Origin of the sequence: Candidatus Chryseobacterium colombiense (genome assembly GCA_029203185.1) — a bacterium.
Classification (GTDB): Bacteria; Bacteroidota; Bacteroidia; order Flavobacteriales; family Weeksellaceae; genus Chryseobacterium; species Chryseobacterium colombiense.
Genome location: CP119310.1, coordinates 2,349,363 through 2,375,231, shown reverse-complemented (window position 1 = coordinate 2,375,231; position 25,869 = coordinate 2,349,363). Strand labels below are relative to the sequence as shown.

At 34.1% G+C, this 25,869-nt stretch carries 28 protein-coding genes, 1 pseudogene and 1 riboswitch; of the genes and pseudogenes, 7 read left to right on the top strand and 22 right to left on the bottom strand.

Going from position 1 to position 25,869, the window contains the following annotated elements; all coding sequences use genetic code 11:
• Positions 1-70 precede the first annotated feature (70 nt).
• The 3 genes from P0Y62_10570 to lpxK all read right to left on the bottom strand — a co-directional run bounded on the left by P0Y62_10570 (position 71) and on the right by lpxK (position 2,507).
• Complete coding sequence (locus P0Y62_10570) at positions 71-589, bottom strand: thioredoxin family protein (GenBank protein ID WEK68311.1); 519 nt, start codon at positions 587-589, stop codon at positions 71-73.
• 93 nt (positions 590-682) lie between these two features.
• A complete protein-coding gene (locus P0Y62_10565) occupies positions 683-1,498 on the bottom strand; it encodes a purine-nucleoside phosphorylase (protein WEK68310.1) in 816 nt (271 codons plus the stop codon).
• Positions 1,482-2,507 (bottom strand): tetraacyldisaccharide 4'-kinase, encoded by a 1,026-nt coding sequence (lpxK, locus tag P0Y62_10560; GenBank protein ID WEK68309.1) that lies wholly within the window; start codon positions 2,505-2,507, stop codon positions 1,482-1,484. The genes P0Y62_10565 and lpxK overlap by 17 nt, the downstream gene beginning before the upstream one ends.
• A gap of 108 nt (positions 2,508-2,615) precedes the next feature.
• Between lpxK and truA the strand changes: the two genes are divergently transcribed.
• From truA to P0Y62_10535, 5 genes are all read left to right on the top strand, one after another.
• Positions 2,616-3,350, top strand: a complete 735-nt coding sequence (gene truA, locus P0Y62_10555) for a tRNA pseudouridine(38-40) synthase TruA (protein ID WEK68308.1) — start codon at positions 2,616-2,618, stop codon at positions 3,348-3,350.
• A gap of 29 nt (positions 3,351-3,379) precedes the next feature.
• Positions 3,380-3,718 carry a hypothetical protein gene (locus P0Y62_10550; protein WEK68307.1) on the top strand — a complete coding sequence of 113 codons (339 nt, stop codon included), beginning with the start codon at positions 3,380-3,382 and terminating at the stop codon, positions 3,716-3,718.
• A gap of 65 nt (positions 3,719-3,783) precedes the next feature.
• Complete coding sequence (locus P0Y62_10545) at positions 3,784-4,371, top strand: Crp/Fnr family transcriptional regulator (protein ID WEK68306.1); 588 nt, start codon at positions 3,784-3,786, stop codon at positions 4,369-4,371.
• 85 nt (positions 4,372-4,456) lie between these two features.
• Positions 4,457-5,227: an alpha/beta hydrolase gene (locus P0Y62_10540; GenBank protein WEK68305.1), complete on the top strand. Its 771-nt coding sequence runs from the start codon at positions 4,457-4,459 to the stop codon at positions 5,225-5,227.
• 130 nt (positions 5,228-5,357) lie between these two features.
• A complete protein-coding gene (locus P0Y62_10535) occupies positions 5,358-7,112 on the top strand; it encodes an ABC transporter ATP-binding protein (protein WEK68304.1) in 1,755 nt (584 codons plus the stop codon).
• A 71-nt stretch (positions 7,113-7,183) separates the two neighbouring features.
• Here P0Y62_10535 and P0Y62_10530 read toward each other — a convergent pair whose 3' ends face one another.
• Positions 7,184-7,849, bottom strand: coding sequence for a DUF4919 domain-containing protein (locus P0Y62_10530; GenBank protein WEK68303.1), 666 nt, complete (start codon positions 7,847-7,849; stop codon positions 7,184-7,186).
• A gap of 220 nt (positions 7,850-8,069) precedes the next feature.
• On the opposite strand from P0Y62_10530, the gene P0Y62_10525 reads away from it, so the two are divergent.
• Complete coding sequence (locus P0Y62_10525) at positions 8,070-8,282, top strand: hypothetical protein (protein ID WEK68302.1); 213 nt, start codon at positions 8,070-8,072, stop codon at positions 8,280-8,282.
• 57 nt (positions 8,283-8,339) lie between these two features.
• Here the strand turns inward: P0Y62_10525 and P0Y62_10520 are convergent, their stop codons facing one another.
• The 13 genes and pseudogenes from P0Y62_10520 to P0Y62_10460 form a co-directional block, all read right to left on the bottom strand.
• Positions 8,340-9,632, bottom strand: coding sequence for an MFS transporter (locus P0Y62_10520; GenBank protein WEK68301.1), 1,293 nt, complete (start codon positions 9,630-9,632; stop codon positions 8,340-8,342).
• Between the two features lie 83 nt (positions 9,633-9,715).
• Positions 9,716-10,468, bottom strand: coding sequence for a DUF3575 domain-containing protein (locus tag P0Y62_10515; GenBank protein WEK68300.1), 753 nt, complete (start codon positions 10,466-10,468; stop codon positions 9,716-9,718).
• Positions 10,469-10,583: 115 nt separating this feature from the next.
• Positions 10,584-11,582, bottom strand: a complete 999-nt coding sequence (locus P0Y62_10510; GenBank protein WEK68299.1) for a T9SS type A sorting domain-containing protein — start codon at positions 11,580-11,582, stop codon at positions 10,584-10,586.
• 141 nt (positions 11,583-11,723) lie between these two features.
• Positions 11,724-12,374, bottom strand: a complete 651-nt coding sequence (gene ribB / locus P0Y62_10505) for a 3,4-dihydroxy-2-butanone-4-phosphate synthase (GenBank protein WEK68298.1) — start codon at positions 12,372-12,374, stop codon at positions 11,724-11,726.
• A gap of 92 nt (positions 12,375-12,466) precedes the next feature.
• Positions 12,467-12,594: riboswitch (FMN riboswitch) on the bottom strand.
• A gap of 207 nt (positions 12,595-12,801) precedes the next feature.
• Positions 12,802-13,488 carry a hypothetical protein gene (locus P0Y62_10500; GenBank protein ID WEK68297.1) on the bottom strand — a complete coding sequence of 229 codons (687 nt, stop codon included), beginning with the start codon at positions 13,486-13,488 and terminating at the stop codon, positions 12,802-12,804.
• A pseudogene (locus tag P0Y62_10495) lies at positions 13,489-13,804 on the bottom strand (DUF2200 domain-containing protein). It lies immediately after the preceding gene.
• A gap of 97 nt (positions 13,805-13,901) precedes the next feature.
• Positions 13,902-15,959, bottom strand: coding sequence for a M48 family metallopeptidase (locus P0Y62_10490; GenBank protein ID WEK68296.1), 2,058 nt, complete (start codon positions 15,957-15,959; stop codon positions 13,902-13,904).
• A gap of 71 nt (positions 15,960-16,030) precedes the next feature.
• The gene (locus tag P0Y62_10485) at positions 16,031-16,297 is read right to left on the bottom strand and encodes a hypothetical protein (GenBank protein WEK68295.1); all 267 of its coding nucleotides are present in this window, start codon (positions 16,295-16,297) and stop codon (positions 16,031-16,033) included.
• 295 nt (positions 16,298-16,592) lie between these two features.
• Entirely contained in the window at positions 16,593-17,018 is a 426-nt protein-coding gene (locus tag P0Y62_10480) for a DUF1801 domain-containing protein (GenBank protein ID WEK68294.1), read from the bottom strand.
• A gap of 229 nt (positions 17,019-17,247) precedes the next feature.
• Entirely contained in the window at positions 17,248-17,907 is a 660-nt protein-coding gene (locus tag P0Y62_10475) for a DUF2461 domain-containing protein (GenBank protein ID WEK68293.1), read from the bottom strand.
• Between the two features lie 54 nt (positions 17,908-17,961).
• Positions 17,962-18,387, bottom strand: coding sequence for an NAD(+)--rifampin ADP-ribosyltransferase (arr, locus tag P0Y62_10470; GenBank protein ID WEK68292.1), 426 nt, complete (start codon positions 18,385-18,387; stop codon positions 17,962-17,964).
• An 87-nt stretch (positions 18,388-18,474) separates the two neighbouring features.
• Positions 18,475-19,563 carry a kelch repeat-containing protein gene (locus P0Y62_10465; protein WEK68291.1) on the bottom strand — a complete coding sequence of 363 codons (1,089 nt, stop codon included), beginning with the start codon at positions 19,561-19,563 and terminating at the stop codon, positions 18,475-18,477.
• Positions 19,564-19,753: 190 nt separating this feature from the next.
• On the bottom strand, positions 19,754-19,942 hold the full coding sequence (locus tag P0Y62_10460) for a SymE family type I addiction module toxin (GenBank protein ID WEK68290.1): 189 nt from the start codon (positions 19,940-19,942) through the stop codon (positions 19,754-19,756).
• 95 nt (positions 19,943-20,037) lie between these two features.
• On the opposite strand from P0Y62_10460, the gene P0Y62_10455 reads away from it, so the two are divergent.
• Positions 20,038-20,259: a helix-turn-helix transcriptional regulator gene (locus tag P0Y62_10455; GenBank protein ID WEK68289.1), complete on the top strand. Its 222-nt coding sequence runs from the start codon at positions 20,038-20,040 to the stop codon at positions 20,257-20,259.
• A gap of 810 nt (positions 20,260-21,069) precedes the next feature.
• Here the strand turns inward: P0Y62_10455 and P0Y62_10450 are convergent.
• From P0Y62_10450 to P0Y62_10430, 5 genes are all read right to left on the bottom strand, one after another.
• Positions 21,070-22,197, bottom strand: coding sequence for a hypothetical protein (locus tag P0Y62_10450; protein ID WEK68288.1), 1,128 nt, complete (start codon positions 22,195-22,197; stop codon positions 21,070-21,072).
• A 259-nt stretch (positions 22,198-22,456) separates the two neighbouring features.
• Entirely contained in the window at positions 22,457-22,780 is a 324-nt protein-coding gene (locus P0Y62_10445; protein WEK68287.1) for a hypothetical protein, read from the bottom strand.
• Between the two features lie 394 nt (positions 22,781-23,174).
• Positions 23,175-23,630, bottom strand: coding sequence for a hypothetical protein (locus P0Y62_10440; GenBank protein ID WEK68286.1), 456 nt, complete (start codon positions 23,628-23,630; stop codon positions 23,175-23,177).
• A 163-nt stretch (positions 23,631-23,793) separates the two neighbouring features.
• Positions 23,794-25,419, bottom strand: coding sequence for a chaperonin GroEL (gene groL / locus P0Y62_10435; protein ID WEK68285.1), 1,626 nt, complete (start codon positions 25,417-25,419; stop codon positions 23,794-23,796).
• Between the two features lie 73 nt (positions 25,420-25,492).
• On the bottom strand, positions 25,493-25,849 hold the full coding sequence (locus P0Y62_10430) for a four helix bundle protein (protein ID WEK68284.1): 357 nt from the start codon (positions 25,847-25,849) through the stop codon (positions 25,493-25,495).
• Positions 25,850-25,869: the final 20 nt, after the last annotated feature.

The window sequence follows — 25,869 nt, the reverse complement described above, 5'->3', positions numbered from 1 at the left end:
TGGATTCTGTATTTTCTTGTCATGGTTTTAGAGTGCAACGAGATTCTTAATCTCAATCTTAGCCTAAACCTTATTTATTTAATAACTTATCAATAGTAAATTGAATTTCCGGATCTTCAGGTGTGATCGCGTAATATTTTGCAATAGAAGATTTCTGATCGACTACCATATATCTAGGAATCCAGTTGAGGTCAACATAATTATTAAAGTCATTTTTCCAGCCGGAAGCAAACCAATAGTTTTCTTTGTCCTTCATTTCAAATCTTTCCAGGCTTTTATCAAAACCTTCTTTGGAGCGGTCGAGCGAGAGGAATACGAAATCAATATTTTTATTGTTTTCTTCCAGTTCTTTAGCTTTTGGAAGCGCTTTCAGACAGTCTCTACACCAACCTGCCCAAAAATCAATAACCAATACTTTTCCTTTATGCTGATCCAAAATTTGCTGAATAGTAGTGCTTTTCCCATCTTCATCTTCCAATTTCTGGTTTAAAGCTTCTTTGGAAAAACCGGTTTTAAGAACTTTTGGAACTTCCTGAGAATGACCCAATCCAAAAATACTTAAGGCAAAAATTAATACTAACTTTCTCATTCTTTCGATTTCATTTTATGCAAATCTAAACAATGAAACGGAATTTGAGATCAGTTTCTTATGAATAAGGAAAAATTTATAGATCGAGACTGTCTATTGGTAATTTTTTACCAGACCTTTTACCAGAGTAATCACATTGGGCATTGCTTTGTTGGCTGCATTTAAAACTTCTTCGTGAGAAACGGTGAAGGCAATATCGGGTCCTCCCAGATCTGTAATTACGGAGACACAAAAAACATCCATATTCATATGTTTGGCAACAATTACTTCAGGTACGGTACTCATTCCTACCATATCACCACCGATTGCTTTTATCATTCCGTATTCTGCCGGCGTTTCAAAAGTAGGTCCCTGTAAGGCAACATAAATTCCCTGATGAACTTTAATATTATTTTCTTTGGCAGATCGTTCGGCAACGGAAATCATCTTTTTGTTGTAAGGTTCGCTCATATCAACAAAACGAGGTCCCAATTCATCGATATTTCTGCCACGAAGCGGATGTTCAGGCATCATATTGATGTGGTCTTTTACAATAACAATATCAGCGATGTTGTAATTCGGGTTTACTCCGCCACAAGCATTAGAAAGAATTAGATTTTGGATGCCTAATAAATGAAAAACCCTGATAGGAAAAGTTACGGTTTCCATGGAATGACCTTCATAGTAATGAAAGCGGCCGCTCATCATCAGTACTTTTTTACCTTCCAGAATTCCGTAGATAAGTTTTCCGCTATGGCCTGCAACTGTGGTCTGTGGAAAATTAGGGATGTTTTTGTATTCAAGAATATGAATTGCTTCCACTTCATCCTGAAGCTTTCCCAATCCGGAGCCTAAAACGATGGCAAAATCAGGAGTTTCCTGAATGATGTTTCTGATAAAATCGGCGGTCTGCTTAATTTTTTCTAACATAATCTAAGATGATTTGATTGAATTCTTCTTTCTTATCAATGATCACATTAATAGGCCAGTAGTAAACAATATCTCTAAGATAGTCAAAAGTTTTAAGACGTACGTAATCTTTTTCTGTGGTTAAGATTAATTTATATTCACCCAGTTTTTTATACTCGGCAATGATTTTTTTGATGTCATCATCCGTAAAGTTATGATGATCTCTGAATTTTAAATGCTTTACCCTCTGCGAAAATTTGGCTAAATGCTGCAACAAAGGTTTTGGATTGGCAATTCCTGTGATTAATAGAATGTCATAATAATTCAGGTTGTTGTCCGGAAGCATTTTTTCTTTTCCATACACGTTTTCGTCATAGCCAATGGATGAAAAGAATACTTTCTGGGTACGATCCGGTCTTATTCTCGAGATATAATACTGCTTGGTTTCTTCCGTAAGTTCATCGGGACATTTGCTGACCATAATAATGTCTGCTCTACTGGAGCCCGCTCTGGACTCTCTTAAATCTCCGGCCGGAAGTAAATGATCTTTAAAATAAGGATCATTAAAATCAGTCATTAAAATATTGAAACCTGCTTTTATGGCTCTGTGCTGCATAGCGTCATCCAGAACAAGTACGTCAAGATCCATATCGGCAATAACTTTCTTGGCTCCCGGAACTCTTTCTTCGGAAACGGCAATGACAAAACGGTTCTTAAAGCGTTCAAACAGCTGCATCGCTTCATCACCCACCATTTTATAGTTGCTGTCGTAGTTCGTTACTTCATAACCTTTGGTAACTCTTCCATAACCACGTGAAAGGACTCCGGTTCTGTAATGTTTTGATAAAAACTGAGCGAGATACATCACCATGGGAGATTTTCCGCTTCCGCCCACAGAAAGATTGCCGACGCAAATAATCGGAGTTTTGAATTTTGTAGATTTAAAAATCCCTACATCATACATTGTGTTTCGGATACCCGTTACCAAATGATAACCGAGGGAAAAAGGATAAAGGTACCATCTTTTCATACGTATGCAAAAATAGGAATTTCAACATCATTTTGTCTCATATTCAGGACGAGTTTTCAATAAATATTTTATTAAATTAAAGTATTTTTGTAAAATTAAACTATTACATTGAGGTATTTTATTGAATTTTCTTACAACGGTAAAAATTATTTCGGTTATCAGATTCAGCCGGATGCTATTTCTGTGCAGGAAGAATTGGAAAAAGCACTTTCCACAATCTTGAGGGAAGAGATTAAAACAACAGGAGCGGGAAGAACAGATACAGGCGTTCATGCGAAGAAAATTTTCGCCCATTTTGATACGGAAAAAGTTTTGGATGATGATCTTCCCAGAAAATTAAACAGCTTTCTTCCGCCTGATATTGCGATTAAAAGAATTTTTAAAGTAAAAGATGATTTTCATGCCCGTTTTGATGCTACTTACAGAACCTATGAATATTATATTACCTTAGAGAAAAATCCGTTCACTACAGAATCTGCATGGCAGCACTGGAAAAGAAACCTGGATATTGATAAGATGAATGAAGCCTGTAAAATATTATTTGAGTACGAGGATTTTACAAGTTTTGCTAAATTAAAAACCGATAATAAAACCAATATCTGTAAAATGTACAAAGCAGAATGGGAGCAAAGCGGAAGTGAACTGAAGTTCACTGTTTCGGCAAACCGCTTTCTGAGAAATATGGTGAGAGCAATTGTCGGAACCATGGTTGAAATTGGTTCAGGAAAAATAAAACCTGAAGATTTACGAAAAGTAATTGAAGACAAGCATCGTAATTCTGCAGGAACTTCCGCGCCCGCTCATGGATTGTATCTGGTAGATGTAGGATACGAATTTGAATAATGTAATTAAAAAACAAAAAACTAATAACTATGCTGGGAATTTTTATTTTGATAGCTGCATACAGGTATTATGCAAGGCTTGCTGAAACATTTAGAAAAACAAAATGGCACTATGGGCTTTTTGCAATTGGAGTTTATATAGGAACGCAGTTGCTTTTCGGTTTTTGTTATGGTATTTATGTAGGGATCACAGATCCAGAATCTTTAGACGATATAAATTACACTGGTTTTTCAGGAATAAATATTATTGGCTGGCTTATTTCTATTGCTGCAGTGTATGGAGTGTACAAACTTCTTGAAAATAAATTTATAAAAGAAAATCGTCAAAAACCTACTTTAGAAATAGAGGAAATTGGCAAAACAGAATGATTATGAATAATGGTGGCTCGATGTTTCGAAGTCACCATTTTAATTACAGATAAAAACTAAAAACCATGGAAGAAATAGAAAGATTAGCTTTTGCGTTGAATCATTTTGCCGGGCTTTCGGAAGATGATTTTAGATTATCCGAAGATTTTTGGCTTCCCAGAGATTACAGAAAAGGTGATTTTTACAATCTTCGCGGAACGGTTTGCACCTATTTAGGGTTCATTGTTGATGGAGTTTTCCGTTCTTATACCATCGATGAAAAGACGGGAGAAGAAAAAAATGTTTTTCTGTATTCAGCGAATGGTTTTGTGGTTTCTTTTAAAAGTTTCATTAATCAGATTCCGTGTGATTATCATACTCAGGCATTAACGGATGCTTCTATTATTTATATTAGGTATACGGATTTGCTTTCACTGTATCAGAAATCGCATCGGTGGGAAAAGTTTGGAAGACTTCTTGCTCAGGAAGCATTTAATGTTACAATGAGCCGTATAGAGGGATTTATTTTAAAATCTCCTGAAGAACGGTATTTAGATCTTATTAAACAACATCCTGATATTTTCAACAATGTTCCGTTGTATCATATTTCCTCGTATTTAGGAATACAGGGCCCGTCTTTAAGCAGAATCCGGAAAAGAATTTCGGGTAAGTAACACGATTTTAACCAAGGTTAAAATTATCCTCATTTTATTCGCGGAACTTTGTCTCATAATTTAAAACCAATAAAAAATAAAAGTTATGAAAACAAAAACTATCGTATTGATTCATGGGTTATTTGTGAATAATACAAGCTGGAAAGAATGGAAAACTTATTTCGAAGCACAAGGGTACACTGTACACACTCCTGCCAATCCGGGACATCATGGTGATCCGAAAGAATTGAAAAAGAACATTCCGTCAGACTTGAAAGATGTCGGGTTTGATGATGTGGTTGCTTATATATCCAAATTTATCGACACATTACCTGAAAAACCAATTGTCATTGGGCATTCATTCGGAGGTTTGATGGTTCAGAAACTGATTGATATGGGAAAAGCAGTTGCGGGTGTAAGCATTGACGGAGCTCCTCCCAAAAATGTAATGGCTCCTTTTTCTACAGTGAAAATCGTTTGGCCTGTAGTGAATTTCTTTAAAGGAAATACGGTGTTTATGGGTTCAAAAGAATGGTATCATAAAGCTTTTTTCAATAATTATTCTAAAGAAGAGAGCGATCAATTGTATGAAACGGTAGCAGCTCCTGAAAGCAGAAAACTGGCAAAAGATCCATTGTTTAAATCTTCTGCAAAATTAGATTTAAAGAAACCTCACGAGCCTTTACTGTTCATTGCTGGTGGAAATGATCATATTTTTCCGGCAGAATTTTCAAGAAAAATTGCAGGTGCATATCAAGATAAAAACAGCATTGTCGACTTTAAGGTGTTTCCGGGAAGAAGCCACTTTATAGCAGGTGAAAAAGGCTGGGAAGAAGTCGCTGGATATGTTCTGGACTGGCTGAAAAAAGTTAATTAATGATATTCATACCATAAATAACAGCTATCTGAAATTTTCATGAGTATTTAATGAAGTTGTAAAGGCTGAGAAATTTGAAAGTCTTATTTTTGCAAAGAATTTTATTTTAATTCTTTCTTCAATTCGTACAATGAAAAAACAAGATACCTGGGAAATTATCAAGAGGCTGTTCTTTATCGGGATGAAGTTTCGTTCTTGGTTCATCATTACGCTGATTATCTCTATCTTACTGGCAATGGTTTCCACGTATAGACCTTATCTTACCATGCAGGTTGTGGATAATGATATCACGAAACTAAGAGACAAAGCTCTGATGATGAAGCATATCTACTTACTGGTAGGTTTGGTTTTTGCAGAAACGGTTCTGAATTTTTTCCTGGTTTATTTCTCCAACTATATTTCACAAAATGTAATCAGAGATATCAGAGAAAGACTTTATAGTAAGCTTATCTATTTTAAAACGTCATTTTTTGATAAAACTCCGATCGGACAGCTGGTAACAAGAGCCGTAGGTGATGTTGAAACGATTGCAACAGTTTATACAGACGGATTCCTGATGGTTTTCGGAGATGTGTTGAGGATTGTTTTTGTGCTGGTGATGATGTTCAGCACAAATGTTCACCTGAGTTATATTACATTAGCAATTTTACCTTTGATGGTTATTATCACAAGATTTTTTCAGAAGAGACTGAAGAAAGCTTTTGGTGATGAAAGGAACTGGACAGCCAATCAGAACTCTTTTGTTCAGGAAAGATTGGCCGGAATGTCTATTATTCAGGTATTCAACAGGCAGGAATCTGAGTTTAAGAAATTCGATGATATTAATATTACTCTGAAAGAAGCGTTATTGAGAACGGTATTTATTTTCTCACTGTTCTTTCCTGTAGTAGAGCTTATTTCTTCACTTTTTATCGGATTTATCCTTTTCTACGGAGGTTATATTACCATCAGTGCGGGAGTTGTCATTGCATTTATTCAATATATTTCGATGTTGATTCGTCCTTTAAGACAGATTGCGGATCGATTTAATAATATTCAAAGGGGTATTGTAGGAGCGGAAAGAGTATTGGGATTGATGGATGAGGATTACGCCATGTCTAATACAGGAATGGTAAAAAAAGATCATTTTGACGGAAAAATTGAGTTCCAGAATGTTCGTTTTGCTTATGATGATAAGCAGGAAGTTTTAAAAGGAATTGATTTCAAAGTAAATCCAGGAGAGACTGTAGCGATTGTAGGAGCAACCGGAGCCGGAAAATCTACCATTATCAGCTTGATTACGAGGTTATATGATATTAATTCAGGAAATATTCTTATTGATGATGTTAATCTTAAAGATTACGAATTATACAATCTGAGAAGTCATATTGGTGTTGTATTGCAGGATGTATTCCTGTTCCACGGAAGTATTTTTGAAAATCTTGCGTTCGGTGACGATACGATTACTTTAGATAAAATAAAAGCAGGGGCAAAAGAAATTGAAGTGGATCAGTTTATTGAACAGCTTCCCGGAGGTTACGATTATGTGGTGAGCGAAAGAGGTTCATCTATCTCACTGGGACAGCGGCAGTTATTATCTTTCTTAAGAGCTTATTTATCTGATCCTAAAATTTTAATCCTGGATGAAGCGACCTCTTCTATTGACCATGAAAGTGAGAAATTAATTCAGAGAGCAACGGAAAAGATTACAAAAAACAGAACATCAATTATTATTGCACACCGACTTTCAACCATCGAAAAAGCAGATAAAATCATTGTAATGGAACACGGAAAAATCGTTGAGGAAGGAAAACATCTGGAGCTCTTAGATAAAAACGGATATTATGCGACGCTGTATAAAGCTCAGTTGAGACATGAGGTGGAAGAGACTGAGGAATTAAAGTAAATGATCATTCATAGATACAAAAAAGGTTAAAATCAACACTGATTTTAACCTTTTTAATTTTTATTTATTTCTTAAAATTTTCCGTAAAAAATACTTACATCAAAATATAAACCGGGAACCTTGTATTTATCTTTTTCAAATTCTAAATAGTCACATGTTCCTGAGTAGCTTTGGGACCGGGTTTCCATCTGAAACATATTTAACAGAACATACTCATCCGGTACTGCAATCACATGAAATCCTGTCTCGCATTTTTGACCGTCACCGGAAGACAAAATAGCATCCAGCAAACCGTGAAAATTTTTGGACATCTTCTTGGCTGTAACCTCATCTTTGTTGAGGTGATAAAGGTATGATAAGTAATTCATGGCGCGAAGATTAAATGGATTCTCTTCCAACTCCTCTGTGAAAAGTTTAATCCCCTTTGGAAAATCTTTCTCAGTAACCTCACCAAGATAAAACTTTTTCAGTTCATCAGTTTTCTTACTGATTTTATAAGGTTTATAGTTTTTCTGGAAAATAAAACCAAAATAAAGATGCCTGTAATGCTCATTGGTAAGAAGGGTATCATTCTCTTTCAGTCTTTTTAGAACACGGGGATAATAAAATTCTGAGGTTTTATCTTCTATATTCTTTTTGATCAGAGTATAATCTGGAGCCTGAAACTCTTGTTTCTGAGCCTGCAGATTTAAAAATACATTCAGAAGAAATAAAATGAAAAATATTTTACTATTCATAAGTGGAAAAGGGTTTCTTTCAGGGGTAAATATAGGGAATGTGCATGGATATAATGAAAAAGGTTGTTATTTTTCATTTATTTTTACATTTTGTTAACAAAATCTTATGATTATTTGGATGAATTTATTAACTTTAATGAAAATTTCAGACATCACCCACTAAAATGGCAGGGTGTTTGAAATAAAATTAACTGTTTTTTTAATTAAACCCAAAATATAGATGAAGAATATACAGGATGAATTTCAAGTTTTTAAAGATGAGCTTAGAAAATTGAATATTGATGTGCAGAAAGTAATAAAAGTAGGAAACGGGAGTATGGATTTCCATGAAGTTTTTTATAAGTCACCAAGGTACCAAGATGTAAAGAGCGTGTATGTGCAGAGGCATAATTTAGACAATATTTTAGAGAAGTTTAAACAAGCTTATCATTAACAATAAAGCGGGCGGCTCAGAGAATCTGAGCCGCCCGCTTTATTGTTAATATTAGATTTAATCTTTATTTAAAGTGGAAGTTTCTTTAGTGTCCTTCATTCTTGAATAGACTACCATTGAGAAGAAGATACACGCAGTAATGTACCAGTAAAAATAATGTTCCACATTGGCCTGTTTGAACCATAGTGCAATATATTCTGCCGTTCCTCCAAAGATAGCAACCGTTAAAGCATATGGTAATCCTACTCCTAAAGCTCTTACTTCAGATGGGAAAAGTTCAGCTTTTACCACGGCATTGATTGAAGTATATCCGCTTACAATAATTAACGCGGACATGATTAGGAAAAAGGCACCCCACATTGAAGTGGTATGGCTTAAAGCATTCAGAAGGGGATAAGTGAAAACAGTGCCTAGAATCCCAAAACTTAATAATAAAGGTCTTCTTCCTATTTTATCAGATAAAGCTCCGAAAACAGGCTGCAAACAAGCAAAAATAAAGAGCGAGATAAAAGAAACAAGAGTCGATTCTTCTTTGGTAAGATGAACGGTATTTACCAAAAATTTTTGCATATAAGTGGTGTAGGTATAAAAAGCTAACGTTCCGCCTAAGGTTAATCCTACAACCGTTAATAAGGCTTTAGGATGCTTTAAAAGTTCTTTGACAGAACCTTTTTTCTTTTCACTAACTTCTTTTTTATTTTCAAAAGCTTCCGTTTCATGAAGATTTGATCTTAAATATAAAGCAATCACAGAAAGTAGTGCTCCGATCACAAAAGGAATCCTCCATCCCCAATCTTCAAGCTGAGCTTCTGTTAATAATAGCTTTTGTAAAATCAATTGAATTCCCAAAGCAATCAGCTGTCCGCCAATTAAAGTGACATATTGAAAGCTTGAATAAAATCCTCTTCGATCATTGGTGGCCATTTCACTAAGGTAGGTTGCGGAAACTCCATATTCTCCTCCAACGCTTAATCCCTGTAATAGTCTTGCAACTAGCAAGAGAAGTGGGGCTAAAACTCCGATCGTTTTATAGGTTGGAGTTAAAGCAATCAGTAAAGAACCAAAAGACATTAGTAAAACAGACAGTGTCATTGCTCTTTTTCTTCCAACTTTATCGGCAATACTCCCGAAAAGCCATCCTCCTACAGGTCTCATCAGAAAACCGACTGCAAAAATTCCTGCAGTATTTAAAAGTTGCGCCGTAAGATCCGAATCCGGAAAAAATGAATTGGAAAAATAAATGGCAAATGCAGCATACGCATACCAGTCATACCATTCTACCAGATTTCCTATCGATCCGCCTACAATGGCTTTGATTCTTTGCGTGGTGGTGATTTGTGATGAATTCATAAGGGAAAGATATTTATTTTTTGTTAAAAATTAAAACCGCTCTGTAAAAAGAACGGTTTCAAAAAATATGTAAATAAAATTTTCTAGAATTTAAATCCTAAAGACAATCCGCTTCTGAAGCCAATCCATGGACCGTCTACTTTGATTCTGGCTCCATTGGAGTTGGTCTCTACGGTATATTTTACATAAGGAATATTAAGATCCTCGATTTCTTTTTTCAGTTGAGCCTGCATATCGGGTGTTAAAATAACATCGCTGGTCATGGTAAAGTCTCCCTTTCCGGCTCCGTAATGGGCTCCGGCAATCCAAAAATCCAATACTAAGTTTTGTTTTCTGGTGAGAAAGAATTGTACTCCCACCATTAAGCCACCACTGTTCCCGTTGGTGTTTCCGAATCCTTTTATCGGAATTCGGAAGGTATTTCCATTCAGTCTGTAATCATAATAAAAATCGAAGGTGTTGGATGTAACTTTTGAATAACGGTAATACGGCGCAAAATAAAATCCTTTCCCATATCCGTGCCCGATATAGAAACGGGGTTCTATGGTGAAATTAAAAGCTTTTACTTCAAGGTTTTGAAATTTTTTTTCATCCTCATCATTCAGAAAAGAATTGATAAAAGGAACTTTTCCTTCCGGCATCGTACCGAATCCCATATTGACTGAAAACCATTTGTTAAAGGCTCTTTCATAAGAAAGATTAATATTCCTGAAAGCATATGCCGTAACATTCGTTTTGACGATATTCATCCTTTCTGAAGATACAGCTCCCGATTCTTCCTGTGCGTTTATTCCCGAAAAAATAAAACAAAGAAGCAGAATGAAATATTTTTTCATGACTTTATATTTTAAGTGTGTGTATTAAAACAGAATGCAAAAAACAGGCAAACTTATTATATTATAAGGTTTTGAGAAACAGAAACACTGAAATATTTACTGTTTATCAAACTTTCTATTTTTTTATAAGTTTAGTGATTTCTGTTTTTGAATCTTTCCCTGAAATTTCAATGAAATAAGCTGCAGCGGGTAATTCTGAAATCTGAATCTTTCCGGATTTGATATCGGAAGTTTTTACCAGTTTTCCATCCAGACTGTAGATTCTTGCTGTTGAATAATTGTTGGAGTCTCCGGCAAATTCAACAAAATCTTGTGCAGGATTCGGATATATTTTAAAACTTTGCTTTTTAATTACATTGTCATTTACCGCTAAAAAAACTTCATTGAGAGCCTGCGCTCCGGTTGTTGTTTGATTGATGCTCAATAACGGTACGCTGAGTGTTCCGTTGGTAGAGCTTAGCAACGGAAATTTATGAGTACTGTCAAAATAAGTGTATGATGTATTGATCACACTTCCGATAGGGAAAAGATAATTGGTGTCTGTAGACTGATATAAGTTGAAATTCTGTACAGATTTTATCCTTAAAACATTAGTATACGTTTTCGGGCCTACAAGAAGAGTTCCTGAGGCATCTGCCGTAGTGACAATGGTTCCTTTAAATAATCCCGAAGCTGCTGTTGAGGTAAAAGTTCCTTTCGCAGTATCGGTATTTGAATATCCGAAACTTGCAGGGTAAGTAATAAACGTTCCGTTATCAGCGGCAAAATTTAAAGTGGCAGTAGGAGTGATCACTCCTGTAATTTCAAGCTGGGTTGCCGTAGCTTTGTATAAAACGAAGTTTCCGGAATCATTCATTTTAATCGTAGATCCGGGATAGGTACTGATTTCAGAAGAAGTAGGAGCTATGTAAGTCACTTGTGACGCCGCTCCTTGTGTCAAAGATGCATTGTTGAAGGTTGTATTGGCTCCTGTTGCAGAATTATCAACCGTTCCGTTGACCACAAAGTTATTCACGATGTCTCCTACAAGAGGATCGTTAAATGCTTTGGTGATGGTAGTTTGTGCTGAGCACAATCCTGAAAACGCAAGGATAAAAAGTAGGTTTTTTTTCATAATCAGAAATTTCATTAAATATAATTAAAAACTTGTGTATGAGAATGTGTTTTATTTAATCATAAATAAATTTTAATCATGAATCAAAAAATAGCCGTTCAGATATTTTGAACGGCCCTTTTTGTGCGTTAAAGCTTTATTTTAATTTTGACTGATCATCATTTTACGATAATGATAAATATCGTCAATGGTTACTACCGTCATTTCTCTTTTTTCTGCGAAATCTACGATTTCCGGAAGTCTTGCCATGGTTCCGTCTTCGTTGGTTAATTCGCAAAGCACAGCATCATTACCCAGATTGGCTAGCTGTACCAAATCTACACTTCCTTCTGTGTGGCCACGTCTTTCAAAAACGCCGTTCTTTTTAGCTACCAAAGGAAATACATGCCCAGGACTGGCAATATGTTCTGCTAAAGCATTTTCTGCAATGGCTGCTTTAATGGTCGTGACGCGATCTTTTGCAGAAACTCCGGATTCTACACCTTCCCTGGCTTCTATAGAAATGGTAAATGCGGTTTGATTTTTAGAATTATTGGTTTCCACCATCGGACGTAGATTAAGGTGTTTACTTTTCTCTTCAGAAATACATAAGCAAACGATTCCGCTGCATTCGCGGATCAGAAGTGCCATATCTTTTTCTGTGATGGTAGAGGCAGGAAAGATAATGTCGCCTTCGTTTTCACGGTTTTCATCATCTACTAAAAGGATTCCTTTGCCTTGTTGTAATTTCAGAAGTGCATTTTCTACACGTTCTTTCGGATTGGCTCCGAATTTTTCTAATAATTTTTCCATGTTATTTTACTTTTGAAAGTTAAAATACACTTCGGTACATGGAAATGAAATACAACACAATGAGTCCATCGGAATAGCCTCACTGATTGTTCCATTTTCTTCTCCCATCCAGACTTTAACTGTCGGTTTTGGAATTTCACCAAATCAGTCCTCTCAAAAAAGAAAGGAGTCGCGGACTGTAACCGCCGGTAGGGAATTTCACCCTGCCCCGAAGAAAACTTATACTAAGTTTTACTGTATGTTCTGTTTAAATTTTTAATTCATTAATTTTTTGTTTAACGCACAGGCTGCTAATTTCGGGAAGTTTTTTGAGGTAAGGAAGAGATTATTTGATTATTGAAATAATTTGACATACAAGTTGGTGTGGGAAAGTTAAAAAGGCTTGAGGTAATTTTCTCTTTTTATTCATCAGTATTTATTAGATAATCTATTGTTGGAGACTATTGCATCGAGATAAATCTCTTTTAAAAAGACTTAAAGAATCCAATTTTTTAATTTCCTTTTTAATCATATTATCAAGCTTTACAATTTTTAAATTATTGTTATAGTTATAATTTATATTTTTAGGATTATTAGACATGTTGTAAAGATCAAAATGATTATAAATTTCAATATCGGATTTAACAATCAAAAATTGCTTGAATGTAGAGTGGTCAATCATTGAAAATGTATTTTTATCTGTACTATAATATTTTATTTTTTCAGATTTAATGGTTTTGAAATTATCGTTAACAAAATCTGTAATTTCAAAGTTGTTTAATTCAATCGGGAAGAATATTCCACAGTTATCAGATTTTTGAATCCATGCTTTACCATTTTCATTCCAAAACAAAAAAAGAGGATCATCAGGATTACAATTAGGGCAAGTGTTGGAATCTATTTTATTTAATCTAATACTTCCAATAGAATAGCTCTTGTAAGCAATAAAATCATTTTTTTTACTACGAAGTTCTCGAGCTTTGATAAGAATAGCATTCACTTCATTATTATTATGTTGCTTGCTTTCTTCACTAATTCTTACATATTCTCCCAGAGAATTAATTTTTTTCGTCTGACAATTTATAAGTAAAAGAAAGATAATTATTGCTGTAATTGTTTTGTTTAGTAATCTCATTTATTTCCTCAGGATTTTTTCCATTGTTTTTCCTTTTGCCAATTCATCAACCAGCTTATCGAGATAGCGGATGTTTCTCATGGGATCTTCTTCGATTTCTTCGATGCGATATCCACAGATGATTCCTTTTATCAGAGATGCGTTAGGATTAATTTTAGGAGCTTGTTCAAAAAATGTCCTGAAATCGATTTTACTTTCTAAAATTTTCTGAAGACTTTTTTCATCATAGCCTGTTAACCAAAAAATAATTTCATGCACTTCTTCCTTGGTACATACAGCCTTTCTTTTCTGCTTTGGCAATATAATGTGGATACACTCAGGCAAAAGAGATGGCATAGACTTTTTCGTTGTTTTTCATTATTCAATTTGACATAAAGATAAAAAAACGCTCTGATTTTTCAGAGCGGTATTTTCTAGGATATTTTTGCCATAGAGTGTTGTTCCTGCAGTTCTTTCATGAATGCTAAAAGCTCTTTTTTATGGTAAAAATATTTTCTGTGAAGAAAATAAGGAAGGTAATTGACAGCTTTCATCAGAAGCTGCAGATTATGTTCCATGTATTCGTTATTATTAAAATAAGGATGCTCTTTCTCTGTGTAGAATTTCAGGTCTTTTATATCTTCTTCGTTCATTTCTTTAATGAGTATCTCGTTCTGATAAAAAACGGTCATCTGATCTTTTAATTTTTCCTCAAGAGGTTTCAGGTCACTGAAGTTTTTCCTGATCTGTTCGAATGGAGTTTTCGTATTCATAAACGCAGTAGCATTCATCAACTCTATATAAAGCTTATATTGATCATCGTATTCAGTATCATAGGCTCCGAAATTTTTGTAAAGCTGGATGAAATTTTCTCTTTTCTGTTGATCTTCAGTTTTTTTTATAAAATAATTATAAATGTCATTGTCGTTTTGATGAATCTTTTCTTTGATCTCCCGGATGGCTTCCTGGATTTTTGGAATTAAATGTTTAGCTTCTTTCTGTTTATATTTTTTTCCGTCGTAATCAAAAGTTTTAATAGTATATTCTTTTCCTGAAATCGCTTCCACAGTTTTTAAATCAGTTTCAAGAGCAATTAATGTGTAGACCCATTCCACTTTTTCTTTACTGAAAAGCTCATCGAAAGAAATTTCATCAGTGAGTTCACTTTCTTTTACTTTGAAATCAGGGTTTTTGTTGTCATAATATGCGTTGAAAATTTTATCAAACGAATCTTTCTGATATTGTTGTTCAAATTCGGACTGAAATTCTTCAAATTCAAGATCGCTTTTTTGTTTCTGGTATTGTACTCTTGAAAAGAGTTTTGAAGTAATCTGTTCTTCTGTTTCCTGAAAGTTTTTGAAAATATTTTTTGCAGGCAGATTATCCTGTTCCTTTACAATATTTAAAGCTCTGAGCTTAGTGATTCTCTCTTTTTGAGAAGGATGTGAAGCCCACTGGTTTTCAATATTGAGTTTTGATTTATTGAATAATCCCGATTCCGAAAGCTGAATATTGGGAAGTCCGTTTTTGGATTCCACTTCACTTTGTTCAGCAAGAAAATTCATGACAAAAAACTGTTCGCGGTAGATATTTTTACTCGATTCATTTTTAGAATATCTTTTATCATAAAAGCTTAAGACATTCTGATAAGAGTTGTCAGCAAGTTCCAGCCTTAAAAGCGATTCTTCCAATGCCAGTGAACCGGCAATATTGGCGGCCACTTCATCCGCATGAAATTCCATTTCCCTAGAAAGCGCCATGTGACGGATATTGACAAAATTGTACATTTTTACCAAAATCCACTTGATTTTTCCGGTAAAGAACAATGCTAAGGCTGCAAATATTGAAAAATAGCCGCTTACACTTGCAAACTTTTCTACTGAGTTGCGGTAAGATTCGTCATCATTGACTAAGTTGAAAATAATCTGATTAACATTGTATACGTAACTTCCCACTTTCATAGAACGTTGGGAAAAGTGCCCGAATTCGTGGGAAAGGATGGCTTTCAGTTCCTGTTTTGTAGTGGTATTGATCAATCCCATTCCGATGGTGAGATTTTTCTGAATGGGTAAGAACATGCTCCAGAAACTTGAATCATAAAAAACACTTGCATTCACATCATAAGAAAGGTAAACTTTTTTAGGAGCGTTGGTTCCTGCTTCCTGTACAATTTTGTCGATCATTTGGAAAAGCTCGGGTTCATCATTTCTTCTGATTTCGGTAAGATCGCTTCTGTCGTTGATGTGTTTTTTAAATAAAAACTTAATGATAAAAAAGAACACAAAAAGTCCGGTTCCTGCCAAACCTGCACCTAACATAAGGGTGATAAACATTGGTTTAGCGGCGATGATGGCAATTCCTCCGGCAATGCAGCCAAGAGCCAAAGCTACTGTCAATAGAAATAAAAGAATATAAATGAAAACGAAAATGGCGATAGAAAATACAGCCGCTTTAGTTTTTCTCTTAAAATCCTGAGAAACTTCAATGTACATGGAAATAATTTTTTACAATAATACGTACAACGAATCAATAGAGCAAAAAAATCCCCGAAAATTGAATTACGTTATTCTGCTTCAAAGTAATTAATACCAAGCAATCCTTGTTTAAATTGTAAACGGATTGTATCTCCTCTTTTCAATTTTGAAGCGTTTTTTAATCCGGAATATTTATAATAATCCGACTCATCGATGAAGTCATTCGGTCGGCTGATATTTACTGCTGTAAAATATTTTTTATCTGTGATATTAAATGTTTCATAAGACTCAATGATTTCTTTGTTAGTTCCTAATCTGTTGATAAATAAACAGAAACAAGTGACGGTGTTTTGCATTAGGAAGAATATCGTAAAACAAGTAAATAAAGCGAAAATGAAAACGTTCAAAATTTGATTAAACTTACATTTTTTCAAAAATCCAATAATTAGCATAATGCATATGATTATTCCACTGCCCATCATAGCTATTGTAAGATAATGACTCTCTTGGAAAGTTTGAATGTCTTTTGCTAAGTAGTACTCTTTTTGTTTCGGATTAAAGAGAAAAGAGATGAATGCAAAGAATATAAGGTAGATCAGTCTGTATTTGTATTTAAGGATAGAAGATAAAAATTTGTTTTTCATATTTTGTTTATGCTGATCTCTTAACTCCATCTTGTATCGCGGCTTTCAATATGTCAATATTAATATCGTTAAGCTTTTTAAATTTAATACAGTATCCGGTCACACTCGCTTTACCTATTTTTTCTCCATAGGTTTGGAGTAAATATTTTTTATCATCAATCCCCATGATATAAACGGAAATTCCGGTTGTATTTGCGCTTATCCCGATCTGATAAAACTCTTTTGAAGTTCCGTCTTTGTATTGTATTGAATAGACTCCATAACCGATATTAGGATTGGAAACTATTTTGCCTTCTTCATTTTTACCATCCAGGAACCAAAGTTTAGATTCCGGTATGAGTTCCAAAATAATGTTGTGAAGTTCTAGGATATCGCTGCGTTTGGATTCAGGCAGGCTGGTTACATATTCCTGGATTTGATCTTGGATGGTCATTGATTTAGGCTTCGTAAATAATTTTCCGAATATAACAAAAAACACTCTGAAAATCGTAACGGTTTTATACTATATTAATTGATACTTGTTACATCAGCATTCTTATAGATATTCCAGAAATTATAATCTGTCATGGGTGCAATATTTTGTTTGGTGATTTAGTCTGTTATAAAAATAATAAAATAGAAGCGGGATTGAGCAAGGTAGAAATCTTAAACAGTTTTATATTTTAAAATAAAGATTCCCCATTCAAATCCGTAGTCAGTACTTCGCTCATATAATCAAAAAAAGGACGCATGGCTAATAAGGTGAGAACAGCTTCTTTTTGAAAATCATCAGACAGCACTTCCTTACCCGTAAATTTTCTCATGACCACATATTGTTTTTTTCTGATGAGGTCTATGGCGGGATGATCTTTATCAAATCCTCTCGGTGCTGTTTTTACTGCTTCGCCTTTAATTTCTTTAAAATATTTTATGAATGTATCGTCTGAAGTGATCTTCTCAATTTCTGCGGTATTGATTTCAAATTCTTTACGGATGCGGAGCAGGTCTTTAGCATCGGGTCCCCAAAATCCGCCTCCTACAAAACTGTTGCCGGGTTCCAACTGGATGTAATATCCTCCTCTCAGCATTGGTTTTGAGCGGGAGTATCCGACTCCGAAATGCGTCTTGTACGGAGTCTGGTCTTTAGAAAAGCGAACATCTCTGTAAATTCTGAAAATATGGATTCCTTTTAAATTATCATGTTCCTGAAGCTCATTATAAACCTGATTGAAAAAGGTTTTGTTTTCTTTTATAACCGAATCATACTCCGTTTTGTGTTGGGCAAACCATTCACGATTGTTGTTTTTTTCTAATTGTTTAAGGAATTCAAAGGTTTTTTTCATTGGTGTATTTTAGCAAAGCTAGATAATGTTTTATTGCGTATTACGATTGCGATTCTAATTGATAATTTCAGCATCCGGATTTTCCCGAAGCTTTGCGATTCTTTCCCGCCAGTTTTGGAGCTCTTCGTCTGTTAACCGGATCCAGTCTGTTACTTCACCGACAATTCTTACAGGTTCTTTACTTCGATAAGATCGGGTAGGATTCCCCGGAAATTTTTTATCGGTAACGTTAGGATCATTTTCAAATTCTCCTGTGGGTTCTACAATATAAATTCTTTCATGACCATCACCTTTTGCCAGTGCAGCAGCTAATCCGGCGCCGTTTTGTAAGGCAGTAAAGTAAATATGATTCATGATGATCTCTGGATAATAATTTGATTGAAATCCGGCACTGAGCAAATCACCGATTTGTAAATCAGCTTTTGTACCGTGGTAGAATGGACCGTTATCCAGAATTTTTTTCTCTTTTTTGTTTTCCATTGTGAAAGTGTGTTTTGAAGCTGGAAGAACCTGTAAACTTAGGAATTTGTTTTGGAATGGAAAAGTAACAAGAAAATTTTGATGGGTTTATCTAATAACCCTAACCTTTTGTAAAACCCCTTTCTCATTTTTGTAAGTAAAAATATACGTTCCGCGTGGTACTTTTGTTAAATCTATATTTTGATTGTAATAGGCAAACCCTTTTCCGGCTTCTTTTCCATCCATTGTATAGACTATGTATTCAAACTGGTTGCTGTTGTTTTTATTACTGATCGTAAAACCGTCTCTCTGAGCATTGGTATAAACTTTTGATTTGAACACATCTTCATTAGTCTCTTTAGCGGAAAGGGCTTCTTCGCTAATATCTGCCACCTGAATGCTTTTAATGGCTGATTTGGTTAAAGATGTTGTACTTCCACCCATGATGTATAATTTATTGTTATAAATTTCCGCAGCAGCATGTCTTCGCGGGATCATGTTTGAAGATAATTGATGTAATTTATTGGTTTCTGTATCGAAATACGCTAAAAAAGTTTGATTATTATAACCGCCTGCAATAAAAATCTTATTACCGGATACTGCTAATGAATGACCTGATATCCCAACAGGCATCGTATATTGCTCAGTCCAAAGATTTTTGTTGAGGTCGTAAACATTGACCAGATGGGATGATGTACCATTAAAACCACCAATAACATAAAGCTTATCGTTCACAATTTTGCCTTTTGCTTCTCTGGCTTTGGGCATATCTGGTAATGGATGCCATGTATCTGAAGCAATATCATAATATTGGAATCTATCAGAAAATACAGTGGTTGCAGCACCGTTTAACCCACTGCCGCCGAACACGTATATTTTTCCATTATGGATGGCTGAACCTGCATTTCCTGTATAGGCATGATTAACAGCTCCCTTTGTTATTTTATGAGTTGCAAGGTCTAGAATTTCAAGATGGCTATTTCCCCAGCCGTTAAAAATATAAATTTTATTACCGTAAGTTTCCGAATTAGCGAATCTTTTGGGGAGTAGCGTAGAGTTGATGATACTCCAGCGGTTATCTTTAATACTGTATTTCTCAATAAAGTTTGCATTCCCATCAGTGTCTTTATACCCATTGCTCACATAGATGTTATCATCTACAATGACACTGCTGATAGCTCCTCTGCCCATAGACATATCCGAAAGATGTTTAAAATTTAGGGTTTGCGCATTTGCAAAGAATAAGCCGAAAAATGAAAGGAGGAATGCTTTTGTTTTCAAGGGTGGTGAGATTTGATTTTAAAGATAGGAAAAAGTGATGGATTGGAAATATGAGATATCGAGTTTGTAATGAAATACCAATAATAAACTTAAAGTGGTTACATTATCATTTCTCTTTTTTATTAAGAGTTATTGTAAGCTTGTTTTTCTTTTGGGTGATATCTACCATTTGACCTTCTTTAAAACCCAGCTTTTCTAGCCATTTTCCTTTAAGCCGGATTTCCGGAACAGTTATCATCCTGTCCGTACTTGTTTGATATCTCGTATGAATTTTAAGTTTTCTTGAATTAATCATTTGTCATATAATTATACGACAAAAATATAATTAAATTTCGAATTGTCATATTTTTATATGACAAATTTGTCAACAAATTAGCTGACATTTGGTTTATGACCAGAGAGAAGTTAAAGATAGAATTGGGTAAGCGGATTATTAACCTTCGTGAAAAGAAAGGCTGGAGCCAGTCTGATCTTGCCCGTGCCTGTAATAAAGATCGTCAAGCTATTGAAAAACTGGAAAATGGTAAAGTGAATCCTACTCTTTATACTTTGCTTGAAATAGCTAATGCTTTGGAGGTTTCTTTACCAGAACTAGTCAATTTTTCTGGATAGGTTCGGCTATTGTTTCTCACTTCTTGCTCTCAGGAGCGTCTTTTTGTTGAAATTGCAACTAGATTAAGAGCACATTTCAAGGAATTATTTGATATTGTTTTTGAGGAATACTATTCTGGATTAGATAAATAAAATAAGCTCTAAAGTCATCAGACTTTGAAGCTTATTTTTTAATAGACTGGTTTTATTGGTGCAAAGTCTCCTGACTTTGTGCAGTGAAGAACTTCTGTTGAATTTAGAACTGAACCAGACATTTGCCAAATTTCTGCTATTTGCTGCTCCTTTTTCGGTCTTGTTTGTTGAGCTAAATTTTATATATCTGTTTAATCATTTCCTAAATCTCAAATTCCTCGTTTTATTGTAGCCTCCAATTTCTTTCAATTCATCCACAATATTCCTTGTTTTCTTTGTTATCAATTCCAAGCGGACTTTTGGGATAATAATTGGAATTTTTTGATATAATTTGCTGGATTATTTGCCCTCTGTTACCGCACGAATTCTCTAGTATGGTTATATTATAAATTAAACATTATAATCTAAAAGGTAAATCCACACGATATAATGGTTAGATACCAAGTGGAAAGACTTTAAAAGGTTTGTTCCGCAGAAGAAAAGCAGAAACTGATCTGTTCTTTTCAAAATAAAAAAGCCCCCAATTACGGAGGCGTATTTTTTAATAAAAACGATTAATTGATTTAATCATTAGATGGTTATTAAATCTTGTGTTTTCATAAGTGTATGGTTTTGAGTTGAAGATTAGTTTAATGGTGTAAAATTAATTAAATATTTTAAATACGCAACATAGACATGTTAATTATCATCATTATCTATATTACTATCATTAATCTTGGATTTTTTAAATATATCGTCAATATCTATGCCATGCAATGCCTCATCTTGTTTAGCGTAACTATATAGACCTTTATCTAGTTGGAAAGCTTTAATAAGATAACGTTCCGCTTTGGCTTTTAATCCATCCATGTATTCTGTCTTTGGCTCATCATTGAACTCCGAGTACTCTCTATAATAATTACATGCCAGATTATAATGAGCAGGTGCAAAATTAGGAGCGGATGCAATTAGGTTTTGTAGTTTTTTATTTGTGTTATCAAAATCTTTCAAAAACTTACTATTGATATAACAGGCGTTTAATAAACAGTATTTTTCATCGTTATTTTTATTATATGCAATTTCATACGCTTCAGCAGCAGAACTGTATTCTTCAATAACATATAAAAACTTTGCCAACCTTTTTGTCATCAAATAATTTAATTTATCCAAGCCATTTTTTGCGACATATTCTAAAATTTCTTGTTTTTCTTTTGGATTCATTTTAGTAAAGTCAGAATCCAAAACCTTATCAACGTTATCTAAATGTAATTCGTTTGAATTCATAGCTGCTCCTGCTAATATAGATTCTATGTTTTTATCATTAACCACAAGCTCTTCAAAAATAGTTGTTACAGATAAAATGAAGAATACTATAAATCCTAAAATAAAAAAAGTTCCTATAATAGCTGCAATAATAACTGTGTGACCGTTGTCTTTGCTTAATGAATAAGATAGGTGATGAATAATATATTTTAAGTATCTAAAAATGTCTTTAAATTCAACTAAAGTAATACCTACAATTATTTTTGTTAACCAGCTTGTTATTTCTTTTAAAGAAGAATTTCGCTGATACTTTTCTAATAAATTATTATTATTGTTATGAGAAGGGAATCCGAAAAGAAATCCTAGAAAACTTCCAGCAAAAAATGATAAAAACTGAAGTAATATAAGAGATGACACAGTTCTGCTATATTCTGCAACACTAGTAGTATTAAGGCTGTAAATGACAATTAATACACTTGTAACTATAAGAATTAAACATGAGTAGTTTAAATACTTATTATTACATATAGGTAAATATTTGTTCATGTTTTTATTATTATTCATGGTCTTTTTATTAGTTTTCACGAAAATAGTATTTATTTATGACATTAAAAGATGTATTATTTAATTTTAGGTGAAACTACAGAATAAAAATTGAGCTATTATACGGTTTTGCGTAGTATTATAATTACAAATCAAGTAAATGATATATTCTAGTGTTTTATTAATTGCAGCTTCTTTTTTATGGTATTCTGCCAATTCACCATTGCCACACGAATCCTTTCGAGTAGTTATAATTAGATATTTTCTTTAATTAAACTGACTATTTTTTCAATTCTATTTTTCCATTCTTTTGAGTTTCTAAAATCTTCTTCATTAATTCTAGAGATTCTTTCTTCCAACAATTTTTTGTGTCAAATCCTTCTTTCCTTTCAAAACTTCTCATTGATACAAAGGCGAGAGATATATTAAGTTTCAACTTTATACAAACATCAATTATAACTGTAAGTTTAAGGCCTTGTTCAGTTGTTGTTCCGGCAACAATTAGAATAAGTTTACCATTTACTTCAATAATAAAAGTGGTATTAAAAATATTTTCTATTTCGGTATCAACTAATTCTTCTTGTGAAATTTTTAGTCTAAACACTTTGGTTGTTTTAAGTTATGTACAAACTTCTTTTGCAGTTGTTGATTTACCAGCATAACTTGTTCCAATAATTAGTATTGATTTCGTCATTATATTATTAATTTTTAAATTTATGTGTATTACAAGTCTATATATTTAGAGATGTACAGATCATACTTTTACTAAAGTTAAGATATTTTATTAGGATTAAATTACGGGAAACCGCAAGAAACAAAAAAACGCTCCACAAAAGTAGAACGGTTTATATAATAAACTTGTCTTAGTGACTCGCTACTACATAATTCTTGGCATTCGACCACCCATTGGCATAGCTTGTTCGTCTTTTTTCACTTCAGTGATTACACATTCAGTTGTTAAAAGCATTCCAGAAACAGAAGCTGCGTTTTTAAATATATTATTTAATTCTTTTCACTTCTATAGATTTACCTTCGACAATCATTATACTTTTTAATCCGTTCTCATAAATTGCGGCTTTAGGTCTATATGAATAATTATAGTCATAATCATATGAATCTTGTTTCCAAATTTCACCATTATCCATTTCAAAAATTGTATCTCCTTTCCAACCATTAAAATCACTTATAATTGTATATTCTTGTATTTCAATTTTTTCGACCTCTATAAACTGATTTTGGTTATCAATAGTTAAATATGTTCTGCTTAGATACTCATAAATCTTTCCACTTGGTCTATAAGCATAATAATACCAATATTTGTAATCTTTTTGCAACCAATATTCTGAGTTTGTAAACTCAAAAATTTTATTATCATCAAATCCTTCAAATTCATCTTCAATTTGGAATTTTTGTAATAATTTACCTTTAGATATGATTTCTTCTATTGTTAGCATAGTATAATTGTTTTTTTAGTAAATGGTATGATGTGATAATTCTAAATTCTTACTAAATTAAGATATAAGAATGATACTTGTTTATGGGAAAACGTAAAAAACGAAAAAACCGCTCCACAAAAGCAGAACGGTTAATATATTAAATTGTCTTAGCGACACGCTGTTACATCATTCCTGGCATTCCACCACCCATTGGCATAGCTGGTTCGTCTTTTTTCACTTCAGTGATAACACATTCAGTTGTTAAAAGCATTCCAGATACAGAAGCTGCATTTTCAAGGGCAACTCTTGTTACTTTTGTAGGGTCGATGATTCCTGCTTCAAGCATGTTTACGAATTCATCAGTTTTAGCGTTGTATCCGAAGTCTCCGCTTCCTTCCGCTACTTTAGCAACGATTACAGAACCTTCACCACCTGCGTTAGCAACGATTTGTCTCAATGGCTCTTCGATTGCTCTTTTTACGATTTTAATACCTGTAGATTCATCAGAGTTGATACCAGTAAGGTTTTCCAATGCAGCAATAGCTCTTACCAAAGCAACACCACCTCCTGCAACAATACCTTCTTCAACTGCTGCTCTTGTAGCGTGAAGTGCATCATCCACTCTGTCTTTTTTCTCTTTCATTTCCACTTCAGAAGCTGCTCCTACGTAAAGTACGGCAACACCACCAGCTAATTTAGCCAATCTCTCCTGTAATTTTTCTTTATCGTAATCAGAAGTAGAAGTTTCCATCTGAGCTTTGATCTGAGTCACTCTACCTTTGATTTTGCTTTCTTCACCACCACCGTTTACGATCGTTGTGTTGTCTTTATCGATAGATACTTTCTCAGCAGTTCCCAACATATCCATCGTAATGTTTTCCATCGTGAAACCTTGCTCTTCAGAAATAACTGTTCCTCCTGTAAGGATTGCGATATCTTCCAACATTGCTTTTCTTCTGTCTCCGAATCCCGGAGCTTTTACCGCAGCAATTTTAAGAGAACCTCTTAGTTTGTTTACTACTAAAGTTGCCAAAGCTTCACCTTCAACTTCTTCAGAGATGATCAATAAAGATTTACCACCTTGTGCGATTGGCTCAAGAACCGGAAGTAATTCTTTCATTGAAGAGATTTTTTTCTCAACTAAAAGGATATATGGGTTTTCAAGTTCAGCTAACATTTTCTCAGGATTAGTCACGAAATATGGCGACTGATATCCTCTATCGAATTGCATCCCTTCTACAACGTCTACTGTTGTATCGATACCTTTAGCTTCTTCTACAGTAATAACTCCTTCTTTACCAACTTTTCCGAAAGCTTCAGCGATCAAAGCACCGATCGTTTCGTCGTTGTTAGCAGATACAGAAGCAACTTGCTTTACTTTATCTGTAGAATCACCAACAGCCTGAGACTGAGTTTTCAAGTTTTCAACAACAGCAGTTACTGCTTTGTCGATTCCTCTTTTCAAGTCCATTGGATTTGCACCAGCAGCTACGTTCTTAAGACCTTCTCTTACGATAGCTTGTGCCAAAACAGTAGCGGTAGTTGTACCGTCTCCTGCGATATCATTAGTTTTGGAAGCCACTTCTTTTACCATTTGAGCTCCCATATTTTCTACTCTGTCTTCAAGTTCGATTTCTTTTGCAACAGAAACACCATCTTTAGTTACGTGAGGTGCACCGAAAGATTTTTCGATCACCACGTTTCTCCCTTTTGGTCCTAAAGTTACTTTTACTGCATTAGCCAATGCATCAACACCTCTTTTTAAAGCGTCTCTTGATTCAATATCGAATTTTATTTCTTTTGCCATTGTTTTAAGCTTTTGGCGATTTGCTGTTAGCTTTTGGCTTTAGCAATTCGCGGTTTGATTTTATAATTTGATTTTAATTTCCGTTGAGCCTGTTCCAAAGTGTGACAAGCTTCTTTTTTAAGATAGTTAATTCGCTTAAAAGATTTTGATAATCATTTTCATTAATGTAACCTAAATCTTTAGCAAGAATTAATTGGTTTTCGGCTTCATTGGACGATCCTAATGCAATATTGATGAAATTAGCAAATTCTTTATCAGAATTTCTTCCGCTTCCTTCTGAAATATTATATCCGATTGAAGCAAACGATCTTCTGATTTGAGAGGTTAAGCCAAACATTTCTTCCTTTGGAAAACTTTGACTGGTTTTATAAATTTTTAAAGTTAGTTGATGGCTCAGTTGCCAAACTTCAAACTTTTTAAAATCTCTCATGCTAATCTATATGCAGTCAC